Annotated in this window: 21 protein-coding genes and 1 pseudogene; 12 read left to right on the forward strand and 10 right to left on the reverse strand. The window is 71.4% G+C overall.

The features are described from left to right. Positions 1-155: 155 nt before the first annotated feature. The 3 genes from ACIBK6_RS25545 to ACIBK6_RS25555 form a co-directional block, all read right to left on the reverse strand. Entirely contained in the window at positions 156-611 is a 456-nt protein-coding gene (locus ACIBK6_RS25545) for a TetR/AcrR family transcriptional regulator C-terminal domain-containing protein (protein ID WP_399053754.1), read from the reverse strand. Continuing rightward, positions 612-740 carry a hypothetical protein gene (locus ACIBK6_RS25550; RefSeq protein ID WP_399053664.1) on the reverse strand — a complete coding sequence of 43 codons (129 nt, stop codon included), beginning with the start codon at positions 738-740 and terminating at the stop codon, positions 612-614. It lies immediately after the preceding gene. 84 nt (positions 741-824) lie between these two features. Continuing rightward, a complete protein-coding gene (locus ACIBK6_RS25555; protein WP_399053665.1) occupies positions 825-1,541 on the reverse strand; it encodes a hotdog fold domain-containing protein in 717 nt (238 codons plus the stop codon). Positions 1,542-1,663: 122 nt separating this feature from the next. Here ACIBK6_RS25555 and ACIBK6_RS25560 point away from each other — a divergent pair, with 122 nt between their 5' ends. Beyond that, positions 1,664-2,173 carry a DinB family protein gene (locus ACIBK6_RS25560; RefSeq protein ID WP_399053666.1) on the forward strand — a complete coding sequence of 170 codons (510 nt, stop codon included), beginning with the start codon at positions 1,664-1,666 and terminating at the stop codon, positions 2,171-2,173. 19 nt (positions 2,174-2,192) lie between these two features. Here ACIBK6_RS25560 and ACIBK6_RS25565 read toward each other — a convergent pair. Continuing rightward, positions 2,193-3,349 (reverse strand): annotated as a pseudogene (locus ACIBK6_RS25565) (DUF1266 domain-containing protein). Positions 3,350-3,561: 212 nt separating this feature from the next. Here ACIBK6_RS25565 and ACIBK6_RS25570 point away from each other — a divergent pair. Beyond that, positions 3,562-5,112, forward strand: a complete 1,551-nt coding sequence (locus ACIBK6_RS25570; protein WP_399053667.1) for a carboxylesterase/lipase family protein — start codon at positions 3,562-3,564, stop codon at positions 5,110-5,112. Between the two features lie 206 nt (positions 5,113-5,318). Here ACIBK6_RS25570 and ACIBK6_RS25575 read toward each other — a convergent pair whose 3' ends face one another. Both ACIBK6_RS25575 and ACIBK6_RS25580 read right to left on the reverse strand, forming a co-directional pair. Continuing rightward, positions 5,319-7,214 carry an ABC transporter ATP-binding protein gene (locus ACIBK6_RS25575; protein ID WP_399053668.1) on the reverse strand — a complete coding sequence of 632 codons (1,896 nt, stop codon included), beginning with the start codon at positions 7,212-7,214 and terminating at the stop codon, positions 5,319-5,321. Beyond that, the gene (locus ACIBK6_RS25580; protein WP_399053669.1) at positions 7,211-9,145 is read right to left on the reverse strand and encodes an ABC transporter ATP-binding protein; all 1,935 of its coding nucleotides are present in this window, start codon (positions 9,143-9,145) and stop codon (positions 7,211-7,213) included. Before ACIBK6_RS25580 ends, ACIBK6_RS25575 begins: the two co-directional genes overlap by 4 nt. Positions 9,146-9,339: 194 nt before the next feature. Between ACIBK6_RS25580 and ACIBK6_RS25585 the strand changes: the two genes are divergently transcribed. Genes ACIBK6_RS25585 through ACIBK6_RS25600 form a run of 4 tightly spaced genes read left to right on the forward strand, consistent with a single transcriptional unit; the run spans position 9,340 to position 12,992 of the window. Next, complete coding sequence (locus ACIBK6_RS25585; protein ID WP_399053670.1) at positions 9,340-10,242, forward strand: ABC transporter ATP-binding protein; 903 nt, start codon at positions 9,340-9,342, stop codon at positions 10,240-10,242. Further along, a complete protein-coding gene (locus ACIBK6_RS25590) occupies positions 10,239-11,030 on the forward strand; it encodes an ABC transporter permease (protein WP_399053671.1) in 792 nt (263 codons plus the stop codon). Before ACIBK6_RS25585 ends, ACIBK6_RS25590 begins: the two co-directional genes overlap by 4 nt. Positions 11,031-11,089: 59 nt before the next feature. Further along, positions 11,090-12,358 (forward strand): sensor histidine kinase, encoded by a 1,269-nt coding sequence (locus ACIBK6_RS25595; protein WP_399053755.1) that lies wholly within the window; start codon positions 11,090-11,092, stop codon positions 12,356-12,358. Continuing rightward, a complete protein-coding gene (locus ACIBK6_RS25600) occupies positions 12,348-12,992 on the forward strand; it encodes a response regulator (protein WP_399053672.1) in 645 nt (214 codons plus the stop codon). The genes ACIBK6_RS25595 and ACIBK6_RS25600 overlap by 11 nt, the downstream gene beginning before the upstream one ends. A gap of 21 nt (positions 12,993-13,013) precedes the next feature. Here the strand turns inward: ACIBK6_RS25600 and ACIBK6_RS25605 are convergent, their stop codons facing one another. Continuing rightward, a complete protein-coding gene (locus ACIBK6_RS25605; RefSeq protein WP_399053673.1) occupies positions 13,014-13,592 on the reverse strand; it encodes a methyltransferase family protein in 579 nt (192 codons plus the stop codon). A gap of 167 nt (positions 13,593-13,759) precedes the next feature. After that, positions 13,760-16,003, reverse strand: coding sequence for a glycogen debranching protein GlgX (glgX, locus tag ACIBK6_RS25610; protein ID WP_399053674.1), 2,244 nt, complete (start codon positions 16,001-16,003; stop codon positions 13,760-13,762). 144 nt (positions 16,004-16,147) lie between these two features. Between glgX and ACIBK6_RS25615 the strand changes: the two genes are divergently transcribed. The 6 genes from ACIBK6_RS25615 (at position 16,148) to ACIBK6_RS25640 (ending at position 22,928) form a co-directional block, all read left to right on the forward strand. Then, positions 16,148-17,377 carry an Ig-like domain-containing protein gene (locus tag ACIBK6_RS25615; protein WP_399053675.1) on the forward strand — a complete coding sequence of 410 codons (1,230 nt, stop codon included), beginning with the start codon at positions 16,148-16,150 and terminating at the stop codon, positions 17,375-17,377. A 246-nt stretch (positions 17,378-17,623) separates the two neighbouring features. Then, complete coding sequence (locus tag ACIBK6_RS25620; protein WP_399053676.1) at positions 17,624-18,865, forward strand: Ig-like domain-containing protein; 1,242 nt, start codon at positions 17,624-17,626, stop codon at positions 18,863-18,865. Positions 18,866-18,984: 119 nt separating this feature from the next. Then, positions 18,985-19,752, forward strand: a complete 768-nt coding sequence (locus ACIBK6_RS25625) for an enoyl-CoA hydratase/isomerase family protein (RefSeq protein WP_399053677.1) — start codon at positions 18,985-18,987, stop codon at positions 19,750-19,752. A 287-nt stretch (positions 19,753-20,039) separates the two neighbouring features. Then, positions 20,040-20,543, forward strand: coding sequence for an ATP-binding protein (locus ACIBK6_RS25630; RefSeq protein ID WP_399053678.1), 504 nt, complete (start codon positions 20,040-20,042; stop codon positions 20,541-20,543). A 400-nt stretch (positions 20,544-20,943) separates the two neighbouring features. Continuing rightward, positions 20,944-21,747, forward strand: a complete 804-nt coding sequence (locus ACIBK6_RS25635; protein WP_399053679.1) for a polysaccharide deacetylase family protein — start codon at positions 20,944-20,946, stop codon at positions 21,745-21,747. After that, complete coding sequence (locus tag ACIBK6_RS25640) at positions 21,747-22,928, forward strand: YncE family protein (RefSeq protein ID WP_399053680.1); 1,182 nt, start codon at positions 21,747-21,749, stop codon at positions 22,926-22,928. Before ACIBK6_RS25635 ends, ACIBK6_RS25640 begins: the two co-directional genes overlap by 1 nt. Positions 22,929-22,999: 71 nt before the next feature. Here the strand turns inward: ACIBK6_RS25640 and ACIBK6_RS25645 are convergent, their stop codons facing one another. Together ACIBK6_RS25645 and ACIBK6_RS25650 are read right to left on the reverse strand one after the other, a co-directional pair. Further along, on the reverse strand, positions 23,000-24,190 hold the full coding sequence (locus tag ACIBK6_RS25645) for a cytochrome P450 (protein WP_399053681.1): 1,191 nt from the start codon (positions 24,188-24,190) through the stop codon (positions 23,000-23,002). Continuing rightward, positions 24,187-24,879: a tRNA-dependent cyclodipeptide synthase gene (locus ACIBK6_RS25650; RefSeq protein ID WP_399053682.1), complete on the reverse strand. Its 693-nt coding sequence runs from the start codon at positions 24,877-24,879 to the stop codon at positions 24,187-24,189. Before ACIBK6_RS25650 ends, ACIBK6_RS25645 begins: the two co-directional genes overlap by 4 nt. Between the last annotated feature and the right edge of the window lie 157 nt (positions 24,880-25,036).

A 25,036-nucleotide genomic window follows, 5' to 3' on the forward strand; every position in this document is an offset into this window, starting at 1 on the left:
ACTGGGTGGGGCCGGCCGGACAGAGCAAAGGGGAGCGGGTGCGGCAAAAAAGTGCAGGGTGGATCGGGGGAAGAGTGCCAGTAGTTGAGAACTTGTGTCAGGAGCGCGTCAACAAGTTGGCCGAAAAACGTCCGTTGTCCGAAGGTCGCCGTTCGTTAACCGGACGTTTCGGCAATGATGACGGCGATGCCGTCCAGGAGTCGCTCCAGCCCGAAGCCGAAGAGCGAGTCCAAGTCGAGCTCGAACGGCTCATGTTGGAAGATGGTGGCCAGTACGGGGTAGCCGCCGCTCGACACGATGGCCGCAAACCGACCCCCGTTGCGATCCATCCATTCGTCGTTGGAGACCCCGGTGTCCTGGAGGGCGTGGCCCTCCAACTCCATGGACATGCCCAGGCCTTGGACGTAAGCGATCAGCATCAGGTGCGCGTGCATGACCTGATGCACCCTCAGGTCAGTGCCGCGCAGCGCCCGCAGCACCCACTCGGTGTACTTCATCGCCTCCGGCATGGGCTCCGGCCGGATGAACGAGGCCATCGCCCGCGCCATCCACGGATGCCTGCGACAGGCGGCCCACAACTTCCGGGCCGCATGCGTTAGTTGGGCCGCCAGTCACCCGAAGGACGGCCCGGAGGCCGCGTCGGCCACCACCGTGCCGACCCCCGGCACCGCCCGCACCAGCCCCTCCCGCGCGAGCGCGGCGAGCGCCTTGGTCGCCATCGCCGCCCCCGACTCGCGCACGATGGCCCGCGTCGGGCACCCGCTCGCCGGCCCGGGCCTGAGTGCCGGAATCCGTGGGGCCGCGCGGGGTCCGGACGCCGGGTGTCAGCGTGGGTCGACCCACAAGGACGAGGCGACGGCGCGGAGTTCGCCCGAAGCTGAGGCGAGCGCCACCCCCATCCGGTGCTTGCGGCCCTCCTCGCCGAGCATCCAGGCGTACGTGACGAGCTCCTCGCCCACCCGCACCGGCCGCAGCAGGGACGCGGTGAGCGAGGCCGTCACGGCGCCGGGCCGCTGGCCGCCGAGCAGTCGGCCCGCGGCGAACCCGGGGCAGTCGAGCGCACCCCACACCAGCTCGGGCGGCAATAGCCCGTCCGCGTCGGCCAGTTGGGGCCCGACGATCCAGGCGGTCGCCACCAGGTCGCGCCCCCGGACGCGGCCGCAGTGCTGGCGCAGCCCGGTGTCGGGGGTGCGGTCGAGCCCGCAGCCGAAGCAGTCGACCACCCCGTCCGGAGGGGCCGCCCGGTACGCCGTCGCCGCCGCCGACGCCTCTTCCCAGGAAGGGGCATCCGGCACCTCGGTACTCTGCTCGGCGGGGACGCCGACGGCCAGGAGCGTGTCGCCGTCGGTCAGTTCGCTGCCGCCGTCCGCGGTCGGGGCGAGCCGTACCGGCGCCCCGGTCGGCACCGGCCGCCGGAAGTCCACCCGTACCGTATTCGCAACCGCCCGCCCGGCGAGCACCCCCGCCACATAGCCGCCGAAGGCCACCCCCGGGTACCCCTGGAGACGGGCCGGAACCGTGATCGTCTGTACGTCGGTCATGCGGCCACCCCATCACACCGGGCCCCCGAGCGGGCACTCCGAGGCTCGGTCCTCGCCCGAGGACGATCGCCGGAGGTATGTTCGGGCCCGCCCGATCAGAACACCACGAGGGAGCGCCACCCATGACCGACGACCACCGCATAGGCCCGCCCCACTTCGGCGACGAGCGCGAGACGCTGCGCGCCTTCCTCGACTACCACCGGGCGACGCTGGCCATGAAGTGCGAGGGGCTCGGCGACGAGGAGCTGCGCCGGCAGTCGATGCCCCCGTCGACGCTCTCACTGCTCGGCCTGGTGCGGCACATGGCAGAGGTCGAACGGACCTGGTTCCGCAGGGTGTTCGAGGACCACGGCATCCCGATGGTGTGGTCGGACAAGATCGACTTCCAGGCGGCGTACGACACGAGCGAGTCGATCCCGTCCGAGGCGTTCGCGGCCTGGGAGGCCGAGGTCGAGCACTCCCGGCGGATCGAGCGCGCGGCCGAATCCCTCGACCTCGCCGGTCACCAGCCGCGCTGGGGCGAGGACGTGTCGCTGCGCACGGTGATGCTGCACATGATCCTGGAGTACGGCCGCCACAACGGCCACGCGGACCTGCTGCGCGAGGGCATCGACGGAACGGTGGGCGCCTGACCGCCACGCCCGGCCCGGCTCAGCGCCAGGGGATGTTCCGCCACGGGCTGGCCTCGTTCCCGGTCAGGATCCGGTGCGCGACGACGTTCTGCTGGTAGTAGCGGCCGTACGACTCCTCGTCGAAACGCAGCACCCGGCCCAGCGCGTACGCGGCGGAGAAGTCCTCCCACGAGCGGTAGGCCGACTTGCTCAGGGCTCCCGCGTACACGATCGCCTGCTCGGCCTCGTGCGGTGTGCAGAACCTGGCCCCAGGCCCCAGCGGGCCAGGTTCACCGCACGCCCGTAGTCGTAGGCGACGGTGGTGGTGACCCGGCCGTCCGGCGGCAGCAGCCCGTCGGCGCGGAACCGGGCCTCGTACCGCAGGATGCGCCGGACCAGCTCCTCGATGTCCTTGACGGTGCCGTGGCCGGCCCCGATGTCCTGGGCGTGCCCGGCGGCCGTCTCGCGCCACAGCTCGGCCTGCGGCGGCTCGCCGAGCCCCGACCGCAGCTCCTCGCGCACCCGGAGTACGAAGTCGGGCTCCGGCGGGCTGTTGCGCGCGTCGAGCAGGAAGTCCAACTGCCGCTTCCAGCCCGTGCGTTCGGTGATGTCCCAGGAGTCGCGGAGCGACCGGAGCTGGCGGGCGTACCCGTGGTAGACGGTGCCGACCTCGTTCCACGGCACGTCGTTCACGACCGCCAGATGCGCGCCGCAGGCCAGACCGTAGGCGAGCGGCCCGTGCAGCGCGCCGTGCCGCAGCGCGGTCAGCCGGTCGCCGTTGGGGCGCTCGGTCTCCTCGTGGATGCGGCGCCACACCGCGCGGTGCTCGGGGGTGGTGGGCAGGAAGAGCTGGGCGGGGGTACCGGCGTTGACCGCGAGCAGACGCGGCGGATCCGGCCAGGAGGCGTCGGCGATCCACTTCAGGGACACGTCGTGGAACACCCAGTCGGGGTGCCACGGCGGGAGCATGCCGCGGGTCAGCAGCGGCTTGCACAGCCACCCCGACGCGTCCCGGTAGGAGCGCCAGGTGACCAGGTCGGGCCGCGCGTCGACCTCCGCCTTCGGCGCGCCGATGTACAGCTCCTCGCGGGCCAGCACCCGCAACTGCGCCTCCACGTCGCCGCGCAGCCCCGCCGTGTGCAGCAGCCACTCCGTCTCCGTCGGCGCCGCCCAGTTGGTACCCGTCCCCGTTGCCACCCCCCGATCCTACGAAACCGGCCCCCGGCGCCCGCGCGGCAGGTACCGGGAACCCGCAGGCCCAGGCGGTGCGCGGCGGCCGGGGCGCGCACCCCAGGCGCGGGCCCGGACGTAATTGGCTGGCGCTCAGAGCGACGCGGCGGGACGATCCTGAGTGTCCGGACCCACGCGCCCCGCATGGGACCGAGCTCCGCACGCCCCAGGGAGTGGTGATGAGCGCTGTCGGATCCGGGCCGTCCGGGTCGCGGCCCGAGGTTCGTACGGCGGCCGGGGTGCTGCGCGGCAGCCGGGAGGCGGGTGTGGCGGTCTTCCGCGGCATCCCGTTCGCCGAGCCGCCGGTCGGCCCGCTGCGGCTCGCCGCGCCGCGGCCGGCAGGTGGCTGGGACGGGGTGCGCCCGGCGGTGTCGTACGGACCGCCGCCCCCGCAGGGCGGCCACTTCGGCATGGACGCGCTGGCGCGGGACGCGGCGGGCGACGACTGGCTGACGGTCAACGTCTGGTCGCCCGACCCGGTCCCGGGTGCGGGGCTGCCGGTGATGGTGTGGATCCAGGGCGGTGCCTACACGATCGGCATGTCCGGTCTCCCCGAGTACGACGGCGGCACCCTCGCGCGGGAGGGCGGCGGCGTCGTAGTGGTGACGTTCAACTACCGGGTGGGGCTTGATGGTTTCGGGCAGATCGAGGGAGCGCCCGCCAACCGGGGACTGCTCGACCAGATCGCCGCTCTGGAGTGGGTGCGCGACAACATCCGGGCCTTCGGCGGCGATCCGGACCGCGTCACCGTCTTCGGCCAGTCGGCGGGCGCCGGATCGGTCGCCGCACTCCTCGCGATGCCCCGCGCGGCCGGGCTCTTTTGCCGGGCCGTCGCGCAGAGCGTGCAGGGCACCTTCTTCTCGCCGGAGCTCGCCGCCCACATCGCCACCGCCTGCGCCGCCGAGCTGGGGCTGCGGCCCACGGTGGCCGACCTGGCCGCGGTGGACCCGGCCCGGCTGTCCGCCGCCGGGGACGCGGTCGGCGCCAAGTCGGTTCAGTGGGCGCAGCGTTGGGGTCGGCCCGCGCACCGGTCGATCCCGTTCTCGCCGGTCGTCGACGGTGACGCTCTGCCGGTCACACCATGGCAGGCGCTCGCCGACGGCGCCCGCCGGGACGTCGAACTCCTCGTCGGCCACACCCGCGACGAACAGCGGCTGCTCACCGCGCTCGACGGGCTGCTCGGCCAGGTGACGGCGGAGCAGGCGGCAGCCGCCCTGGACGTCTTCGCCCCCGGCCCGGACGGCGCACGCCGCTACCGCGACGGCTTCCCGGCCGTGGGCCCCGACGAGCTGTACGAACTGGTCCACTCCGACTGGCTGTTCCGCATGCCGTCCCTCCACCTCGCCGAGGCCCAGACCGCGGGCGGTGGCCGCACCCACGTCTACGAGCTGACCTGGCCCGCCCCGGGCATGGGCGGCGCCCTCGGTGCCTGCCACGGCCTCGACGTGCCGCTCGTCTTCGGCAACCTGGACCGCGGCCGGACCGCTCTGCTGATCGGCGACGGCCCGTCCCCGGAGGCGGAGGCGCTGTCCACCCGCATGCGCGCAGCGTGGACCGCGTTCGCCGCCGACGGCGACCCCGGCTGGCCCGCCTACGACACCGAGCGACGCCTCGTGCGGCTCTTCGGCACCCGGTCCGCCGTCACCGCCTACCCGGAGCACACCTCCCGCCTCATCTGGCGGGACCACACTTTCCCCGCACTGCCGCTGCTCGTCACCCAGCGCACGTGAACGCCCTGGATGCCACCGAGAGCCGGAGCGGGAGGTCAGGGTTCACGAAGTCTCCCGCTCCGTTGTTGTACTGCACAACTCGTGGAAGGTCTGGCCCGCCTGCGACCCGTACATGCGGGACCGCAGCCGGCACCGTGCTGATGCTGTTCCGGCTGGGCCCAGCGGTGGCCGGACTGGCGGAGCTAACGCCTCTGATGTGGTGCCGCTCACGCCAGGCTGTCCCGCCAGGCGCGGTGCAGGTCGGCGAAGCGGCCCGTGCCCGCGATCAGGTCGGCGGGGGAGCCGTCCTCGACGATGCGGCCCCGCTCCATCACCAGGACCCGGTCCGCGACCTCCACCGTGGACAGCCGGTGCGCGATCACCACCGCGGTACGGCCGTTGAGGACCGTGCGCATGGCGCGCTGCACCGCCCGCTCGCCCGGGATGTCGAGCGAGCTGGTCGCCTCGTCGAGGATCAGCACGGCGGGGTCGGCCAGCAACGCCCGGGCGAAGGCGACCAGTTGACGCTGGCCCGCCGAGATGCGGCCGCCCCGCTTGCGTACGTCCGTGTCGTAGCCGTCCGGCAGGCCCGCGATGAAGTCGTGCGCGCCGATCGCCTTCGCGGCCCGCTCGATGTCCTCCCGGGTGGCGTCGGGGCGGCCGATTGCGATGTTCTCGGCGACCGTGCCGGAGAACAGGAACGCCTCCTGGGTGACCATGACGACCCCGCGCCGCAGATCCCGTATGGACAGCTCGCGCAGATCCGTACCGTCGAGGAGCACGCGGCCCACTGGGGGCCTCCCCTGCTCGGAGCTTGTCGGAGAGCTGGGGGAAGGGTCGTAGAAGCGGGCCAGGAGCTTGGCGAGGGTGGACTTGCCGGCGCCCGTCGCGCCGACCACGGCGACGGTCTGGCCGGCCTCGATGGTCAGGTCGAAGCGGGGGAGCACCTCGCCGCCGGTCCGGTAGCGGAAGCTGACCTGCTCGAAGTCGACGCGGCGGCCCGGCAGTTCACGGACCGTCTCCGGCAGCGGGACGGGCTGTGCCGCTTCGGGTACGGAAGGGACCTGGGCGAGCAGCCCGGCGACCTTTCCCAGGGAGGCGGCCGCCGACTGGTAGGAGTTGAGGAACATGCCGAGCCGGTCGATCGGGTCGTACAGGCGGCGCAGATACAGCACCGCCGCGGCCAGCACACCCAGTGCCAGGCCGCCGTCGGCGACCCGCGTCGCACCCCACAGCACCATCGCGGCGACCGCGGTGTTGGCGACGAACCGGGAGCCGGTCACATAGCGCGCCATCTCCAGGAGAGCGTCGCCGTTGTGCCGCTCGTGCCGCCGGTTCAGTTCCATGAACTCGGCGTCATTGGCGCGCTCGCGCCGGAACGCCTGCACAGGCCGGATCCCGTTCAGGGTCTCCGCGAACTTGACGATCACCGCGGCGATGGCGGTGGAGCGGGCGCCGTACACGGCCCCGGCCCGGCGCTGGTAGAGCCGGATCAGGAAGTGCAGCGGAAGGTAGGAGGCGATCGCGAGCGCGCCGATGCCCCAGTCCAGCCAGAGCAGCATCGCGCAGATGTAGACCGAGGAGAGCACCACCCCGATGAGCTCCTGGAGCCCCTCGCTGAGCAGCTCCCGCAGCGACTCGACGTCCGTGGTGGAGCGCGAGATCAGCCGGCCCGAGGTGTACCGCTCGTGGAAGTCCACGCTCAGCGCCTGCGCGTGCCGGAAGATCCGCCCGCGCAGATCGAGCAGCACGTCCTGGTTGACCCGCGCCGAGGTCTGGACGAACGCGTACTGGAAGAACCCGGAGCCCAGCGCGCACACCAGATACCCGGCCCCGACGGCCACCAGCGGCCCGTAGTCGTGCGCCCGGAACGCGGGCACCCCCCGGTCGATGGCGTACGCGACGAGCAGCGGGCCCGCCTGCACCGCGGCCTGCTGCACCACGAGCAGCAGCGCGGTCACCACCACCCGCCGGCGCAGCGGACGCAGCAGCGACCGCAGCAGCGCCCCGGTCGCCCCGGCGGGCGCGGGCAGCTCGTCCCGGTCGAACGCGTCGACGTGACCGGCGGGCTCCGTCGGCTCCTCGTCCCCAGCGGCGGTTTCCTGCCCGACCGTCGCGGTCATCGCCCCTCCCCTTCCTCGTCGCCGAGTTCATCGGCGCCCGACATCAGCCAGGCGTATTCGGCATTGCCGCGCAGCAGTTCCTGATGCGTGCCGACCGCCGCGATCCGCCCGCCGGACAGCAGCGCCACCCGGTCGGCGAGCATCACCGTCGACGGGCGGTGCGCGACGACCAGCGCGGTGGTGTCCTGAAGAACCCGCCGCAGCGCCGCCTCGACCAGCGCCTCCGTGTGGACGTCCAGTGCCGACAGGGGGTCGTCGAGGATCAGGAACCTCGGCCGCCCCACCACCGCCCGGGCCAGCGCGAGCCGCTGCCGCTGCCCACCCGACAGGCTCAGCCCCTGCTCACCGACCTGGGTGTCCACCCCCTGCGGAAGCCGGTGCACGAACCCGGCCTGCGCGATGTCGAGGGCCCGCTCCAGATCGGCCGAACTCCCGCCGCCCATCAGGACGTTCTCCCCGACGGAGGTCGAGAACAGCGTGGGATCCTCGAACGCCACGGCCACCAGTCCGCGCAGCCGCTCCCGGGACATCTGGGCGATGTCCTCCCCGTCGAGCGTGATCCGCCCCGCACTGGCCTCGTACAACCGCGGCACGAGCGCGGTGAGCGTGGTCTTCCCCGACCCGGTCCCCCCGACCAACGCCATGGTCTCGCCGGCCCGTATGTGCAGATCGATCCGGGCGAGTACGGGGGAGGACGCGGGTTCCGCGTCGGGGTACCGGAACAACACCCCTTCGAACCGAATCCCGGTGGACGATCCATTTTCTTCCGAACCGGCGCCGGTCAGCGAAGAGTCGGCCCCTGGGGGTCCCCCCTGGACGAAGTCCTTGGGGGAGTTCGAGGAGCGGGGGTTTGGGGGCGGAGCCCCCGGCGCACGGTCCGCGGACGAGAACGGTGGCACACCCCCCAGGGGGTGGCTCGCGGAGGCACCCGGCGCCTCCTCCTCTGCCGCATCCATCGCCTCGAAGAACCGCGCCGTCGCCGTGGCGGACTCCTGGCAGATCGCCAGCAGGAACCCGATCGACTCCACCGGCCACCGCAGCGCCAGCGCCGTCGACAGGAACGCCACCAGCGTCCCGGCCGACAGCTCCCCGTCGGCCACCTGCACCGTGCCGAGCACCAGCGCCGCGCCGATGGCGAGTTCGGGGAACGTGGTGATCAGGCCCCACAGCCCGGCGAGCAGCCGCGCCTTGGCGAGCTCGGTGCCGCGCAGCCGCCGGGCGAGTTCGCGGAAGGCGAGTGCCTGGCTGCGGTGCTGCCCGAACCCCTTGATGATCCGGATGCCGAGCACGCTCTCCTCGACCACCGTCGTCAGATCGCCCACCTGATCCTGCGCGCGCCGGGCGACCAGTGAGTACCGGGTCTCGAAGACGGAGCAGAGGACCACCAGCGGGATCACCGGGACGAGCAGCATGAGCCCGAGGCTCCACTGCTGCGAAAGCAGGATCGCGAACCCGGCGAGGATCGTGACCCCGTTGACGAGGAGGAAGGTCAGCGGGAACGACAGGAACATCCGCAGCAGCATCAGATCCGTGGTGCCGCGCGACAGCAGCTGGCCCGAGGCCCAGCGGTCGTGGAAGGCGACGGGCAGCCGCTGCACATGCCGGTACAGGTCGGCCCGCATGGCCGCCTCGACCGCCGCGAGCGGCCGCGCCACCAACCAGCGCCGGAACCCGAAGAGCACCGCCTCCGCCACCCCGAGCAGCAGCAGGTAGAGCGCGCCGAGCCACACCCCGCCGGGGTCGTGCTGCGCCACCGGACCGTCGACGATCCACTTCAGTACGAGTGGGATCACCAGGCCCAGGCACGATGCGACGATTGCCACAAATGCCGCGCTGAACAGGCGAGTTCGCACCGGGCGTACATACGGCCAGAGTCTCAGGAGCGAGCGTGTGGCCGACTGGTCTTGGGTAGCTGCACATGTCTCGGACATCGGAGTCGAGCCTACGGACGGCCACTGACAGTGCCCACCGAGTTTAGGCCGGGCCCCGCTGGTCCGCTGGTCCTAGGACCGGGCGAGCGGCCCGGGAACCAGCAGGTCGTACCGCCGCGTCAACCGATCGGTTGATCCGGGGTCGAGCGCGATGGGCGATGTGGCGGACCCCCGCCGGGCGGGATTCTCATGGCATGGCAATCATCGAAGTCAACGGAGTGCGCAAGGCATACGGCCGCAGGCCCGCTGTCGACGGCGTGAGCTTTTCCGTCGAGGAGGGGGAGATCTTCGGGATCCTCGGGCCCAACGGCGCCGGCAAGACCACCACCGTCGAGTGCATCGAAGGGCTGCGCATCCCGGACGCGGGCACGATCAAGGTCGCCGGGTACGACCCGGTCGCCGACCACGACAAGGTGACCCGCATCCTGGGCGCCCAGCTCCAGGAGAGCGAGCTCCAGGCCAAACTCACCGTGCGCGAGGCGCTGGAACTGTACGCCGCCTGCTACCCGGACCCCGCCGACTGGCGGCCGCTCGCCGAGCGCCTCGGACTCGGCGAGAAACTGACCACGCGCTTCGCCAGACTGTCCGGCGGACAGAAGCAGCGCCTGTTCATCGCGCTCGCCCTCATCGGCAACCCCCGCGTCGTGGTCCTTGACGAACTCACCACCGGACTCGACCCGCGGGCCCGCCGCGACACCTGGGAACTGATCGAGGACGTACGCCGGAGCGGGGTCACCGTCCTGCTCGTCACCCACTTCATGGAGGAGGCGCAGCGCCTCTGCGACCGGATCGCCGTCATAGACAAGGGCCGTATCGCGGCCCTGGACACCCCCTCCGGGCTGATCCGCCGCGCGGCCGGCTCCACCGTGATCTCCTTCACCCCCTCCGGTCCGCTGGACGAGCGGACCCTTGCCGCGCTGCCGCAGGCCGCCGAGATCCAGGAGAAGAGCGGCCGGCTGACCATCCATGGCACCGACGAAACCGTCAACGCCGTGATCACCCTGCTCGCCCGCCACCACATCACCGCCCACCAACTCCGCGTCTCCGAGGCTACCTTGGACGATGCGTTCCTGGACCTGACGGAGGCCTCGGCATGACCACCACCCTCACCCCGCCGCGCCCGAACCGCGCCGGCCGCACCGCGCGCCCGGCCGCGGTCGCCGTACTGAAGACCGAGACCCGGCTCTTCCGCCGCGAGCCCGCCGGACTCTTCTGGATCATGGTGTTCCCGACGGTCCTGCTCGTCGTGCTCGGCTCGATCCCCGGCTTCCGTGACCCCGACAAGGGCCTCGGCGGCATCCGCTTCGTGGACGCGTACGTCCCCGTCGCCGTACTCCTCTCCATGATCATGGCGGGGCTGCAGGCCATGCCGCCCGTCATCACCGGATACCGCGAGCGCGGCATCCTGCGCCGGATGTCGGTCACCCCCGTACGCCCCTCCGCCCTGCTCGGCGCCCAGATGGGACTGCACGGCGCGGCCGCGGTGCTCTCCTCGGTCCTCTCGATCACGGTGGGCCGGCTCGCCTTCGACGTGGCGCTGCCGCACCAGCTGTCCGGGTACGCCGTCGCCCTGCTGCTCGCCGTGCTGAGCGCGCTCGCCCTGGGCGCCCTGATCTCGGCCCTCTCACCCACCTCGAAGGTCGCCAACGCGATCGGCTCCGCGGTGTTCTTCCCGATGATGTTCAGTGCGGGTGTCTGGCTGCCCGTCCAGGCCATGCCCGACACACTCGGCCGCATCGTGGAACTCGCCCCCTTCGGCGCCGCCGCCCAGGCCCTCAACGAGGCCGCGGCCGGCAGCTGGCCCGGCTGGGGGCACCTCGGCATCCTCGTCCTGTGGACCGTGCTCCTCTCGGCGGCGGCCACGCGCTGGTTCCGGTGGGAATGAGCGCGGTGTCTTCCTGGGGCGGCTCCACGGACGGCCTGTGCGCGGACGAGACTGGGGCCATGAGCAACGGGGCGGGCACGGCGAAGCGGGACATGGTGGAGGAGCGCTGGGAGACCTTCCAGCGCTGGGGACCCTACGGACTCCTCTTCGTCGGCTGCCTCGCCGCGACGGCCACCGCCGACCTGATGATGAGCACCGCCGACCGCTGGGCCTGCGCCGCCCTGGTCGGCGGTGCCCTGCTGCTCCAGCTCTGCTGGGGCCGGGCGCGGCGCACCCGTCGCGGACCGGGCGCCGCCGGTGCCGTCTACTACTTCCTGCGCTGGGGCATCTCCTTCGCGCTGAGCTGGCTCAACCCGTTCTTCGCCTTCTTCGCCGTCTGCGGCTACTTCGGCGCCCAGGCGCTGCTGCCCCGACGCTGGCTGAAGATCGGCCTGTTCGCCACCGCCGTCACGATGTCCGGCTCCCAGTCCGGCGGGCTGCCGCCCAAGGGCTCCACCGGGTGGGTGGTGTTCGGCGCGGTGCTCGCCATCAATGCCGTTCTCCTCACGGCGTTCGGCCACCTCGCCGCCAAGGAGGACGAACGCCTCCGCGTGCAGATCGCGACCATCGCCGAGCTGGAGACCACCAACGCCCGCCTCCAGCAGGCCCTCGACGAGAACGCCGCGCTCCATGCCCAACTGCTGCTGCAGGCGCGGGAGGCGGGCGTCGCCGACGAGCGCCGCCGGCTCGCCGCCGAGATCCACGACACCATCGCCCAGGGCCTGGCCGGCATCATCGCGCAGCTCCAAGTGGTCACCAGCAGCACGGACCCCGGCCTGGTACGCGAACACCTCGCCAGCGCCCAGTCGTTGGCCCGCCACAGCCTCGGCGAGGCCCGCCGCTCCGTCCAGAACCTCAGCCCCCTCGATCTCGAACACGACATCCTGCACGAGGCGTTGAAGAAGACCGTCGCCGAATGGGGCGCCCGGCATGCCGTACGCGCCGACTTCACCGTCACCGGCACCGCCGTGCAGCTCCACGAGGAGATCGAGGCCACCCTGCTCCGCATCGCCCAGGAGGCCCTCGCCAACGCGGGCCGCCATGCCCGGGCCTCCCGCGTCGGCGTCACCCTCTCCTTCATGGGCGACGAGGTATCCCTCGACGTCCGCGACGACGGCCGGGGCTTCGATCTCGGGTGCCTGCCGGCCCGCTCCGGCACCGGCGGCTTCGGCCTCGACGGCATGCGCGCCCGCGCCGAACGCATCGCCGGCAGCGTCACTGTGGAATCCGAGCCCGGCCATGGCACCGCCGTCTCCGCCCGCGTACCGTTGGTCCGCCATGACCACTGATGCCACCATCACCCTTCTGATCTGCGACGACCACCCCGTTGTCCGGGACGGCCTGCGCGGCATGTTCGCCTCGGCCGACGGCTTCGAGGTCCTCGGCGAGGCCGCCGACGGCATCGAGGGCGTCGAGCTCGCCCAGCGCCTCGACCCGGACGTCGTCCTGATGGACCTGCGGATGCCGGGCGGCGGGGGAGTGGCCGCGATCGCCGAGCTCACCCGGCGCGGACTGCGCTCCAAGGTCCTCGTCCTCACCACGTACGACACGGACTCGGACACGCTCCCCGCGATCGAGGCCGGCGCCACCGGCTACCTCCTCAAGGACGCCCCGCGCGAGGAGTTGTTCACCGCGGTCCGGGCCGCCGCCGCGGGCCGCACGGTGCTCTCCCCGGCGGTCGCCTCCCGCCTGGTCACGGCGGTCCGCACCCCCGCGGCCCCGGTCGGCGAACCGCTCTCGGCCCGCGAGCGCGAGGTCCTCGAACTGGTCTCCAAGGGCACCCCCAACCGGGAGATCGCACGCGCCCTGTTCATCAGCGAGGCGACGGTGAAGACCCATCTGACGCACATCTACGGCAAGTTGGGCGTCAAGGACCGTGCCGCGGCGGTGGCGGTGGCCTACGACCGGAAGATCCTCGGCTAGCCGCCGCCCGCGGCCCCGCCCTCACCAGACCCCGGGTATCAGCCTGCGGGTGACGGCCGTGTACTGGGTGTACGTGGCGCCGAGCGCCTGGGAGAGGAGCTTCTCCTCCACATGGATGCGGTAGCCGAGGGCCAGCGCGCCGCCCGCCAGGAGGACCAGGAGCGCCGCCGTGTTGTCGAGGGTCACCCCGAGCGCGAGTCCCGCCAGCAGGATGCCGCTGTAGGCGGGATGGCGCACCCAGCGGTAGGGCCCCGACCGTACGACCTGGTGGTCCCGCTGGACATGGACCGTGCCGCGGAAGAAGCGGCCCAGGGTGACGATGGCCCACAGCCGCAGGCCTATCCCGGCCCAGGCGAAGAGCAGCACCGCCAGCTGGGCGGCGGCCGAGGACGTCGAGTAGTCGAGCCCGGGCGTCGCGCGGGCGACCGGGTGGACCGCCCAGGAGACCGCGCCCGCCATCGCCATGAAGAGCAGCAGGCTGCGCCACTCGGTGCGCTCGGTGGGCGCGCTGCTCAGCAACTGCCGTGCCTGTAGGGCCAGTTCGCAGGCCAGCCAGGTGTACAGGGTGATCTGGATCGCCAGACCGATGTCGCCGTGCATGCCGCACCACTCCCTCGTCGTACGCAGATGACCCCGGCACGATCGACGATCCCAGGCAGGCCGGGTGGAGCGGATCGGCCCGTGGGTGGAGCGCCGGGTGGAGATTTCCGCACCCCTGCCTCCACCCTGCCTCCACCCACCCACCCCGCCCGAGCGGAGCCCCCGCCCTACCCGGCCACCTTCAGCACCAGCACCGCCCGGGCCGGCAGTGTCACCGTCTCGCCGCCCCGGTGGACCCGGCCCGGCGGGGCGCCCTGCTCCTCCTCCGAGGTGTCCACGACCACCTCGTACGACTCGGCCCACGGCGGCCCCGGCAGCACACAGCTCGCCGGGCGGTCCGCCGAGTGCAGCAGGATCAGGAAGCTGTCGTCGGTCACCGGGGCACCCCGCGCGTCGCGCCCCGGAATGTCGCGGCCGGACAGGTACAGACCCAGCGTCGAGGCGGGCGCGTACCAGTCCCGCTCGGTCATCTCCTTGCCCCGCGCGGTGAACCAGGCCAGGTCCCGCAGCCCGTCCGCGGCCTGCGGGCGCCCGGAGAAGAAGGCCCGGCGGCGCAGCACCGGGTGGCGGTGCCGCAACTCGACGAGCCGGGTGGCCAGTTCGAGCAGCCCGCGCGGCCCCGGCTTCTCCAGGAGCGACCAGTCGACCCAGCTCACCTCCCCGTCCTGGCAGTACGCGTTGTTGTTGCCGCCCTGCGTGCGGCCCATCTCGTCGCCCGCGACCAGCATCGGCACGCCCGTCGACACCAGCAGGGTGGTGAGCAGGTTCCGCAGCTGCCTGCGCCGCAGCGCGTTGACCCGGGGGTCGTCGGTCTCGCCCTCCACCCCGCAGTTCCACGACCGGTTGTCGTGGGTGCCGTCCCGGTTGCCCTCCCCGTTCGCCTCGTTGTGCTTGTGCTCGTACGACACCAGGTCCCGCAGCGTGTAACCGTCGTGCGCGGTGATGAAGTTGATGGACGCGTACGGCCGCCGGCCGCCCCAGGCGTACAGGTCGCTCGACCCGGAGAGCCGGTAGCCGAGGTCGCGCACGTCCGGCAGCGCGCCCCGCCAGAAGTCCCGCACGGCGTCCCGGTAGCGGTCGTTCCACTCGGTCCACAGCGGTGGGAAGGAGCCCACCTGGTAGCCGCCGTTGCCCACGTCCCACGGCTCGGCGATCAGTTTCACCCGCCGCAGCACCGGGTCCTGGGCGATCACAGCGAGGAACGGCGACAGCATGTCGACGTCGTGCATGGAGCGGGCGAGCGCCGCCGCCAGGTCGAAGCGGAAGCCGTCCACACCCATCTCGGTCACCCAGTAGCGCAGCGAATCCGTGATGAGCCGCAGCACCTGTGGCTGGACCACATGGAGGGTGTTGCCGCAGCCCGTGTAGTCGGCGTACCGGCGTGCGTCGGAGGGCAGCCGGTAGTAGCCGCGGTTGTCGATCCCGCGCAGGGACAGCGTCGGCCCCAACTCGCCGGCCTCCGCCGTGTGGTTGTAGACCACGTCGAGGATGACCTCGATACCGGCCCCGTGCAGGGCCCGCACCATCCGCTTGAACTCGCCGACCTGCTGCCCGGAGGTCCCGGACGCCGAGTAGGCGGCGTGCGGCGCGAAGTACCCGATCGAGTTGTAGCCCCAGTAGTTTCGGAGCCCGCGGCGCAGCAGATGGTCCTCGTGCGCGAACTGGTGCACCGGGAGCAGCTCGACCGCCGTCACTCCCAGACGCACCAGGTGCTCCAGCGCCGCCGGATGCGCGAGGCCCGCGTAGGTGCCGCGCAGCCGCTCGGGGATCTCGGGGTGGAGCCGGGTGAAGCCGCGTACGTGCAGCTCGTAGATGACCGAGTCGGACCAGGGAGTCTTGGGGCGGTGGTCGTCCGCCCAGTCGTCGTCGTCCTGCACGACGACGCCCTTGGGGACGTGCGGCGCCGAGTCGCGGTCGTCGCGGACGGTGTCGGCGACCTGCTGCTGCGGCCAGTCGCGGACGTGCCCGTACACCTCGGGCGGTAGCGCGAAGTCGCCGTCCACGGCCCGCGCGTACGGGTCGAGGAGGAGCTTCGCCGGGTTCCAGCGGGCCCCGGTCCACGGGTCCCAGCGCCCGTGCACCCTGAATCCGTACCGCTGACCCGGGTGTACGCCGGGGACGAAGCCGTGCCAGATCTCATGGGTCAGTTCGGTGAGGGCGAGCCGGGTTTCGCCGCCCGACGCGTCGAAGAGGCAGAGCTCGACCGCCTCGGCGCCGCCCGCCCACAGCGCGAAGTTGGTGCCCGCGACGCCGTCCGGGCCGACCCGGAAGCGCGCCCCCAACGGGGTCGGCGCGCCCGGCCAGACAGGGGGGCGCAGGGCCCCCGGTTCACCCCGGTGGCCGCGCCCTTCCGAGGCGGGCGCGCCCCTCGCGGCACCCCGCACTGCCTCCTGCTCGGCTGCGCTCGACACCTGACGGCCTCCCGCGGCTCGGCGCCCTACGGGAGCGCGCGGCGTCCCGGCCGCTGCTCCCCAGGCGTGTCCCTGCACCTGTTCTGCCCGCAACAGCCCTCGTACTCACGTTTCCCCCGGCGGGGGGCGGTCGTTGGGTCGGTCGTGAGAGACGTACTGAAGCGGGCAGGGGCGGGCGCGGCCGCCGCCCTGGCATGGGCAGGACTGACGGCGGTCCTGGTGACCGGCCTTACCGGGTGCTCGGGCAGCACCCTCGACCTCGGTGACCTCGGGGGAAAGCCCCTGACGCCGCAGGAGGCGATCCTGGTGACCCCGGACGACGGGGCCAAGGGAGTCAAGGCGGACGGGAAGGTGGAGGTGCGGGTGCCCAGCGGGCGCCTGGAGCGGGTCAAGGTGATGAAGACGGAGGACGCGCAGCCCGAGGAGGTGCGGGGGAAGATCTCCGCGGACGGGCTGACCTGGGCGCCGAGCGGCGGTGCGCTCCAACTGGCCGCGGCGTACACGGTGGACGCGGTGGCGCTGGACGGCCACGGCCGCCGTCAGGCGCGCCACACCGGCTTCACCACCTATGTGCCCGAACACCGTTTCATCGGCTACTTCAAGCCGGAGAACCGCTCCACGGTGGGCGTCGGCATGATCGTCTCCTTCAGCTTCAACCAGGCGATCAAGGACCGGGCGGCCGTCGAGCGCGCCATCAGGATCACCGCCCAGCCTCCGGTGGAGGTGAAGGGGCACTGGTTCGGCCAGGACCGGATCGACTTCCGGCCGCGCGAGTACTGGAAGCCCGGCACCCGGGTCACCGTCGACATGCACCTGCGCGACGTGGTGGCCGCGCCCGGGGTGTACGGCATCCAGGACAAGACGATCGGCTTCACCATCGGGCGCGCGCAGGAGTCCCTGGTGGACGCCGAGGCGCACACCATGGAGGTGCGGCGCGGCGGCGAGCTGGTGTCCACGCTGCCGATCTCGGCGGGGTCGCCGAAGAACATGACGTACAACGGGAAGATGGTCGTCACCGACATGTACGACGTGACCCGGATGAACAGCCGGACCGTCGGCTTCGGCGGCGAGTACGACATTCCGGATGTTCCGCACGCGATCCGGCTGACCGGCTCCGGCACCTTCCTGCACGGCAACTACTGGGCCCCTTCGAACACGTTCGGGAACACCAACACCAGTCACGGGTGCGTCGGTCTGCGCGATGTGAAGGGCGGCAGCCCGGACACCCCGGCGGGCTGGTTCTTCGACCGCACCCTCGTGGGCGACGTGGTGCAGGTGGTCAACTCCCATGAGCGCGAGGTCTCTCCCGACAACGGCCTCGGTGGCTGGAACCTCGGCTGGGACAAGTGGAAGGCCGGTTCCGCGATCTCCTGAACGCTCCCCATTCCTCGTCATCCCTCGAACGCACGGCCCATGACCGTTCCCGGTTAACCAACCGGGAACGGTTCCTGTGTTTCACCTGAGAGTTCCAGGACAAGTTGGGACTGAACGGTGACATTGGAGGGGCGGCCGGATCCTTTCCGGTGTGATTATCTAGCGCCGTGCGTGCGCGAGGACGTGCGCGGGGGTGAGTGAGTACGGGCGGTGGCGGGGCCACGCCGTGCGAGGGGAGAAACAGTCTTGAACGGGCAGCCAATTTCGGGGGCTTCGGCGGGGGCCGGACGGCGCGGACGTCAGGGCACCGCGCTGCTGGCCCTGGTATTCGGGGCGTTGCTGTTGCTGGTGACGGCGTGCGGCGGGGGTGACGGCAGCGGCAAGGCCAAGGCCGGGACCGGCAGTGCCGCCGAGGACACCAAGGCCTCCGAGGCCGTGGTCACCATCGCGCCCGCGGACCACGCCAAGGACGTGGCGACCAGCGGCGCGCTGAAGATATCCGCCGAGAAGGGCAAGCTGTCCGCCGTCGCGGTCGCCGACAGCAAGGGCAACGCGGTCGCCGGGAAGATATCCGCGGACGGCCTCGGCTGGGTCCCGGACCAGCACCTCGCCTCCGCGACGCAGTACAAGGTGCACGCCGTCGCCAAGGACGCCAAGGGCCGCGATTCCGCGAAGGACACCACGTTCACCACACTGGTGCCGACGAACACCTTCATCGGCCAGTACGTGCCCGAGGACGGCGACACCGTCGGCGTCGGCATGCCGGTCTCCATCAACTTCAGCCGGGGCATCACCAACCCGGACGCGGTGAAGAAGGCGATCACCGTGACGGCCGAGCCGTCCGTCCCGGTCGAGGGCCACTGGTTCGGCAACGACCGCCTCGACTTCCGCCCCGAGAACTACTGGGCCCCCGGCACCAAGGTCACCGTCAAGTTCAACCTCGACGGCGTCGAGGGCCGCCCCGGCGTCTACGGCAAGCAGACCCGCACGGTCCGCTTCACCATCGGCCGCTCCCAGGTCAGCACGGTCGACGCGAGCGCCCACACCATGAGGGTGGAGCGCGACGGCAAGCTCCTGAAGACCATCCCGATCAGCGCGGGCTCCCCGGCGAACACCACGTACAACGGGCAGATGGTCATCAGTGAGAAGTACGAGGTGACCCGGATGAACGGCGCCACCGTCGGCTTCGGCGGCGAGTACGACATCAAGGACGTGCCGCACGCGATGCGCCTGTCCAGCTCGGGCACCTTCATCCACGGCAACTACTGGGGCGACTCCTCGGTGTTCGGCTCGGCCAACACCAGCCACGGCTGCGTCGGTCTGGAGGACGCGCGCGGTGCGGGCGACCCGTCCACCCCGGCGGCCTGGTTCTACAACAGCTCGCTGATCGGCGACGTGGTCGTCGTGAAGAACTCCAAGGACAAGGTCATCCAGCCGGACAACGGCCTCAACGGCTGGAACCTGTCCTGGTCGGAGTGGACGAAGTAGACCCGCTGGAAGCTCCTGACGGACCCGGTGCTGCTGTGAGGCTGTGAATTTGGGGGGCGAGCCCCCAAAGCCCCCACGCACCGGGTCCGTTGTCGTTAGTGGCCGTTAACCTGCCTCCTATGACTGTGAACCTCGAAGTTTCCGAAGGCGTCGGCACCATTCGACTGGACCGGCCCCCGATGAACGCCCTCGACATCGCGAGCCAGGACCGGCTTCGCGAGCTGGCCGAGGAGGCGGCCCGGCGCGACGACGTGCGGGCCGTGGTCCTGTACGGCGGCGAGAAGCTGTTCGCGGCGGGCGCGGACATCAAGGAGATGCAGGCCATGGACCACGCGGCGATGGTCGTGCGCGGCCGGGCGCTGCAGGACAGCTTCAGCGCCGTCGCCAAGATCCCCAAGCCCGTCGTGGCCGCCGTCACCGGCTACGCACTGGGCGGCGGCTGCGAGTTGGCGCTCTGCGCCGACTTCCGCATCGCGGGCGACAACGCCAAGCTGGGCCAGCCCGAGATCCTGCTCGGCCTCATCCCGGGCGCGGGCGGCACCCAGCGCCTCGCCCGCCTGGTGGGCCCGTCCAAGGCCAAGGACCTCATCTTCACCGGCCGCCAGGTGAAGGCCGACGAGGCGCTCGCCATCGGCCTGGTCGACCAGGTGGTGCCGGCCGCCGAGGTGTACGAGCGGGCCGTCGCCTGGGCCGCACGGCTCGCGCAGGGCCCGGCCATCGCGCTGCGCGCCGCCAAGGAGTCGATCGACGCCGGTCTGGAGACGGACCTCGACACCGGGCTCGCCATCGAACGCAACTGGTTCGCGGGCCTGTTCGCGACCGAGGACCGCGAACGCGGCATGCGCAGCTTCGTCGAGGAGGGTCCTGGCAAGGCCAAGTTCCTCTGAGCGAGCCGGAGTTGGCCCGGCGGGGGTCAACGGGCGGTGTACATGTGGGGGCGGCGTGTACACCCTGTGGGGGGATTAGCACAGCCTTAAGGACACCTTAAGGAAAACGCCTTCGGAACGCTTGGTGATCAAGCGAACGCATCACGTCATCGCAGGTCAGAGTGGGTGCCCGGGGGCTCCCGCTGCCCCCGTCATATGCCAGACGGAGCCTCCGGAACGTCGGGTTCCGGAGGCTCGATTCCTTCGGAACGGCCCCGGCGGCCGCCCCGGGCCGCCATGATGGTGGCATGGCGGGGCTGGAGGGTGTGGAACAACCGGCGCGGCGCGGCACGGCGGCCGCCGCCCGGTGGATGCCGTCCGCCGACGACGAACTGGCGCTGAAAGCACTGGAGTTGTTCGGCAACCCGACGGACGAAGAGGTACGGCTGCCGTCCCGTCCGGAGTCCGCGGCGACCGCCCGCCGGCTCACCCAGTCCGTCGTCCTGCGCCAGTGGGCGCTCTCGCCGACGCTCGCCGAGCATGCGGTGCTGCTCGTCTCCGAACTGGTCGGCAACGCGGTGCGGCACACCGGGGCCCGCGTCTTCGGTCTGCGCATGCTGCGCCGCCGGGGCTGGATCCGGATCGAGGTCCGCGACCCGTCGCGCGGACTGCCCTGTCTGATGCCGGTGCACGAGCTGGACATCAGCGGTCGCGGCCTGTTCCTGGTCGACAAGCTCTCCGACCGCTGGGGCGTGGATCTGCTGCCGCGCGGCAAGACCACCTGGTTCGAGATGCGGGTCGCCGACCGCTGAGAGCCGGGCCGCGGATACCGGACATCACAGAAGCCCCCTGGCTGCCGGATGCGGCGCCGCGGGGGCTTCTGTGGAGCGCCATGGATCTGGGGGGGTGTGATCCACGGCGACTGAAGACGACCTGGCCCGGGTCAATGGGGGTCGTGGCTCCGACTATGACAGATGGGCGGCCCATCACCAAAAGTCCTCAATGGGACATACAGCACCAAACCATCACAGTTTAGCTGTGAATCGTTGGTGAGCTAGGCCACGCACCTTCTAAACTGTGAATAACTATGGGGGATGCTGAGTGAATCAGTGAGCCGGCTGTGTGTGGACCGGCTCGGCGTGTCGCGACCCGCAAAGGTCCCGAACCGGGTCAATCATTATCTTCCGCCCTCTGGCGCACTTAAATGTCCATGTGACGAATCCACCACCCCGTGCGGTCGACCGCCGCAGCGCGCTGCGGGCCGGGGCCGGCGCGGCCGTCGTAGGGGCGTTCGCGGCAGGCTGTTCGGGCGACAAGGCCGGCACCCAGCCGTCCGGACCCCCTGAGCCGACCTCGTCCGCTTCCGCCCGACCCGGAACCCACCGACCGGCACCGGCCCCCCGCTCCTTCCCCGGGCAGCCGGTCCAGATCAGCAGCGGACCCCGGGACCGCCCGCAGGTCGCGCTCACCTTCCACGGCCAGGGCGATCCCAAGATCGCCACGGCCCTGCTCACCGAGGCCGAGAAGGCCGGTGCCCGCGTCACCGTCCTCGCCGTCGGCAGCTGGCTCGACGAGCAGCCCTCGATGGCCCGCCGGATCCTCGACGGCGGCCACGAACTGGGCAACCACACCCAGCGCCACATCGACATCTCCGCCCTGGACGAGGCGGAGGCGTATGCCGAGATCACCGGCTGCGCGGACCGGCTGCGCCGGCTCACCGGCTCCATCGGGACCTGGTTCAGACCGTCCCGCGCCCAGGACGCGACGCCGCTCGTGCAGACACTGGCCCGCCGGGCGGGGTACCCGCACGTCCTGTCGTACGACGTCGACTCCCTCGACTTCACCTCGCCCGGTGCCTCGGCCGTGACCCGCAACGTCACCGGGCAGATCCGCAACGGATCGGTGGTGAGCCTGCACTTCGGCTATGCGGACACGGTCGCCGCGCTGCCCGCCCTACTCGCCGAACTTGACCGCCGCCGGCTGCGCGCGGTCACGACCACGGAGCTGCTGATCTGATGCCGACCGTAACGAAGAGGACCACCGCGCTGCTCTCGGCAGCCCTGCTCGCGGCGCTCGCCGGCTGCAGCTCGGGTGCCGACAAGAACGACGAGGCACTCGGCACCAAGGCCGCGGTTCCGCCCGCCGTCGCCAAGAAGACCGTGCCGCAGGGCCTGCCCGGGATGCCGCCGGTCCTCGACCCCAAGGACGCCTACGCCGCAGACCGCCCGAACGCGCTCCAGCCCGCGGTCAAGAACTTCCTGCCGCGCGTCTACGTGCCCAACACCAACTCCAACACGGTGTCGGTCATCGACCCGGCCTCGTACAAGGTCATCGAGACCATCCGGGTCGGCCGCCAGCCCCAGCACGTCGTGCCCTCCTGGGACATGAAGACCCTCTGGGTCAACAACGACCTGGGCGACTCGCTCACCGCCATCGACCCGGCGACGGGCAAGACCGGACGCACCGTCCAGGTCTCGGACCCGTACAACCTCTACTTCACGCCGAACGGCAAGTACGCCGTCGTGATGGCCTCCATGGACCGCGAGCTGGTCTTCCGCGACCCGGTGACGATGAACCGGGTCAAGACCGTCCCGGTGACCTGCGCGGGCGTCAACCACGCCGACTTCTCCATGGACGGCCGGTACTTCATCGTCTCCTGCGAGTTCTCCGGCGAGCTCCTCAAGGTCGACACGGAGAAGATGGAGGTCGTCGGCCAGCAGAAGATCCCGTTCGACGGGGCGATGCCGCAGGACGTGAAGATGTCCCCGGACGGCAAGACCTTCTACGTCGCCGACATGATGGCGCACGGCGTGTGGACCCTGGACGGCGACAAGTTCAACACGCCCACCCTGCTGCCCACCGGCAAGGGCTGCCACGGCCTGTACGTCAGCCGCGACTCCAAGGAGATGTACATCTCCAACCGGGGCGAGGGCACCATCTCCATCTTCGACTTCACCAAGAACAAGCTCACGAAGAAGTGGGAGCTGCCGGACGGCGGCAGCCCCGACATGGGCGGCGTCTCCGCCGACGGCAAGGTGCTGTGGCTGTCCGGCCGCTACAACTCCGAGGTGTACGCCATCGACACCACCACCGGCAAGCAGCTGGCCCGCATCCCCGTCGGCTCGGGCCCGCACGGGCTCGCCGTCTACCCGCAGCCGGGCCGGTACTCGCTCGGCCACACCGGCGTCTTCCGCTGAGAGACCGTCCGAACCGGCGCCGCGCGCCCGGGACCCAGGGGGTGTCCGGTCCCGGGCACGGCCGGGTCAGCTCACCACAGCACAGGCAGCCGTTCCGGCAGGCGCTTGATGAAGCCCGTGCGCCACACCAGCTGTTCGGCCGGGACCGCGAGGCGAAGCCCCGGCAGCCGGTCCACCAGGACCGCGAGCGCCGTCTCGGCGTGCAGCCGGCCCAGGCCCGTGGCCGGGCAGAAGTGCTGCCCGGCGCCGAACGACAGGTGCGGGTTGTACTCCCGGTCGAGATCGAGCCGCTCGGGATCGGTGAAGACCTCCGGGTCGAAGTTGGCGCCCTCCACCAGGACGAGCACCAACTCGCCCTCTCTGACCAGCACTTGACCCAGCGGTACGTCCTCCAGGGCGATCCGGGGCAGCCCGTCGCCGATGGAGAGGTTCCAGCGCAGCAGCTCCTCGACGGCCCGGCCCATGCGCTCCGGATGCTCGCGCAGGTAGCCGATCAGCTCCGGGTGCTGGAGCAGGGCGAGGACCGCGAGGACCAGGAACGCGGAGGTCGAGACCGCCCCCGCACCGAACATCGAGACCGCGACAGTGGCGAGCATCTCGTCGGTGAGGTGGGCGGACTCCTGGTCCTCGCGCAGCGCCGCGAGCCGGCCGAGCAGGCTGTCGGGAGCGAGCCCGGGCGAGTTGAGCCGGTCCACCATGTACCCGAGGTCCTTGTACCAGTTGAGCCCGGCCCCCTCGAAGGTGTGCGCGCTGGTCATGAAGGCCACGTCCAGGCCCGACATGAGTCTGCGCCAGTCCTCGAACGGCGCCCCGACGACCTTGCAGTGCAGCGCCGCCGAGAAGGGGTCGGCGAACCCCGCCCGAAGGTCTGCGGGCGGGCCCTCGGCCTGCAGCGCGTCGATGAACTCACCGGCCCGGGCACGCAGCCAGTCGGCGAGGCCGTCCGCGCGCGGGTTGAGGGACTTCATCACGGCGGAACGCAGCCCCGCGCTGTTGATGTTGCCCATATTGTTGACGACCTCGGGCGGGATCGTCAGCGCGTACTGCCGCGGCACCCCCTCGGCCGCGGTGTCCTTGAGGCTGAACCGCCCGTCCTCCAGGACCTGTTGGGCCAGCGCGTGGCTGCTCACCAGCCAGGCCTCGGCACCGGTGAGCGTACGCACCCGGGCCACCGGAGCCTTCTCGCGCAGCCAGGCGCACTCCGCGGGCGGCACGTCACCGCGCCGCGACAGCGGGAAGTCGAGTACGGGCTCGGCGCTCATGCGGCGATTCCTTCCGGACGCACGACGGCGTGGGCCTGATTGCGGGAGGCGCGCAGTCCGCCGCCCTTCGCGTAGAGCAGCTCGGTCAGCGGGATCGGCGCGTGGTAGCACGACACCGACGAGGGGACGCCGAGGATGCCGGGGGTGTCGAGGAAGAAGGGGAGTTCGGCGGCGATGTAGTCGAGGCAGGCGGCGAGCTGTTCGGCGCTCGCGGCCGGTTCGCCGACCTTGCTGGAGAGGAAGTGCCCGGCCATCCGTTCGCAGCCCGCCCGGAAGGCCGGGTCGGTCGCCAGGAAGTGCCGGACCCGGCGGTGCAGCAGCTCGTACACCGGGTTCGCGGCGAACTCCGAGAGCCCGTGCACCCCGACCGGCGCCGGCGGTCCCGCCTCCTCGACGCCGCGCAGCATCCTGCGGCGTACCGCCTTCAGTTCCTTGGACGCGCGTCGTGCCGCATGGTCCTGGTCATAGCCGAGCGCGCCGAACAGCTCGGCGACATGGAGGTCGGCGTACACGATGTCGATGCGGGTGAACCGTGCCGAAGCCCAGCGGACGAGGTCGGTGATGCGGCCGGCGCTGAAATAGCTGTTCCCCGGACTCACACCTATGAGGACGTGATCGCCCTCATCCCATATGTGATGGCAACTTCGCGTGAAGGGCTGCACGGTGAAAGCTTCAGTTGTGATGGTCACAGCTGCAAACGCCCCAGCGCCGCTAGTCCCTGGGTGCCCTGTGCTCCCGGTGTGGCGGCGACAGCATGAAGTTATCCGTCCGTGGCTGAGCGTGAGGAAGTGGCGACGTCGATTTGGCGCGAACTCCTCTTTGTGGGGCGCAAAACGCTCCTTCGCG

This window comes from Streptomyces sp. NPDC050485 (assembly GCF_044458185.1).
Classification (GTDB): Bacteria; Actinomycetota; Actinomycetes; order Streptomycetales; family Streptomycetaceae; genus Streptomyces.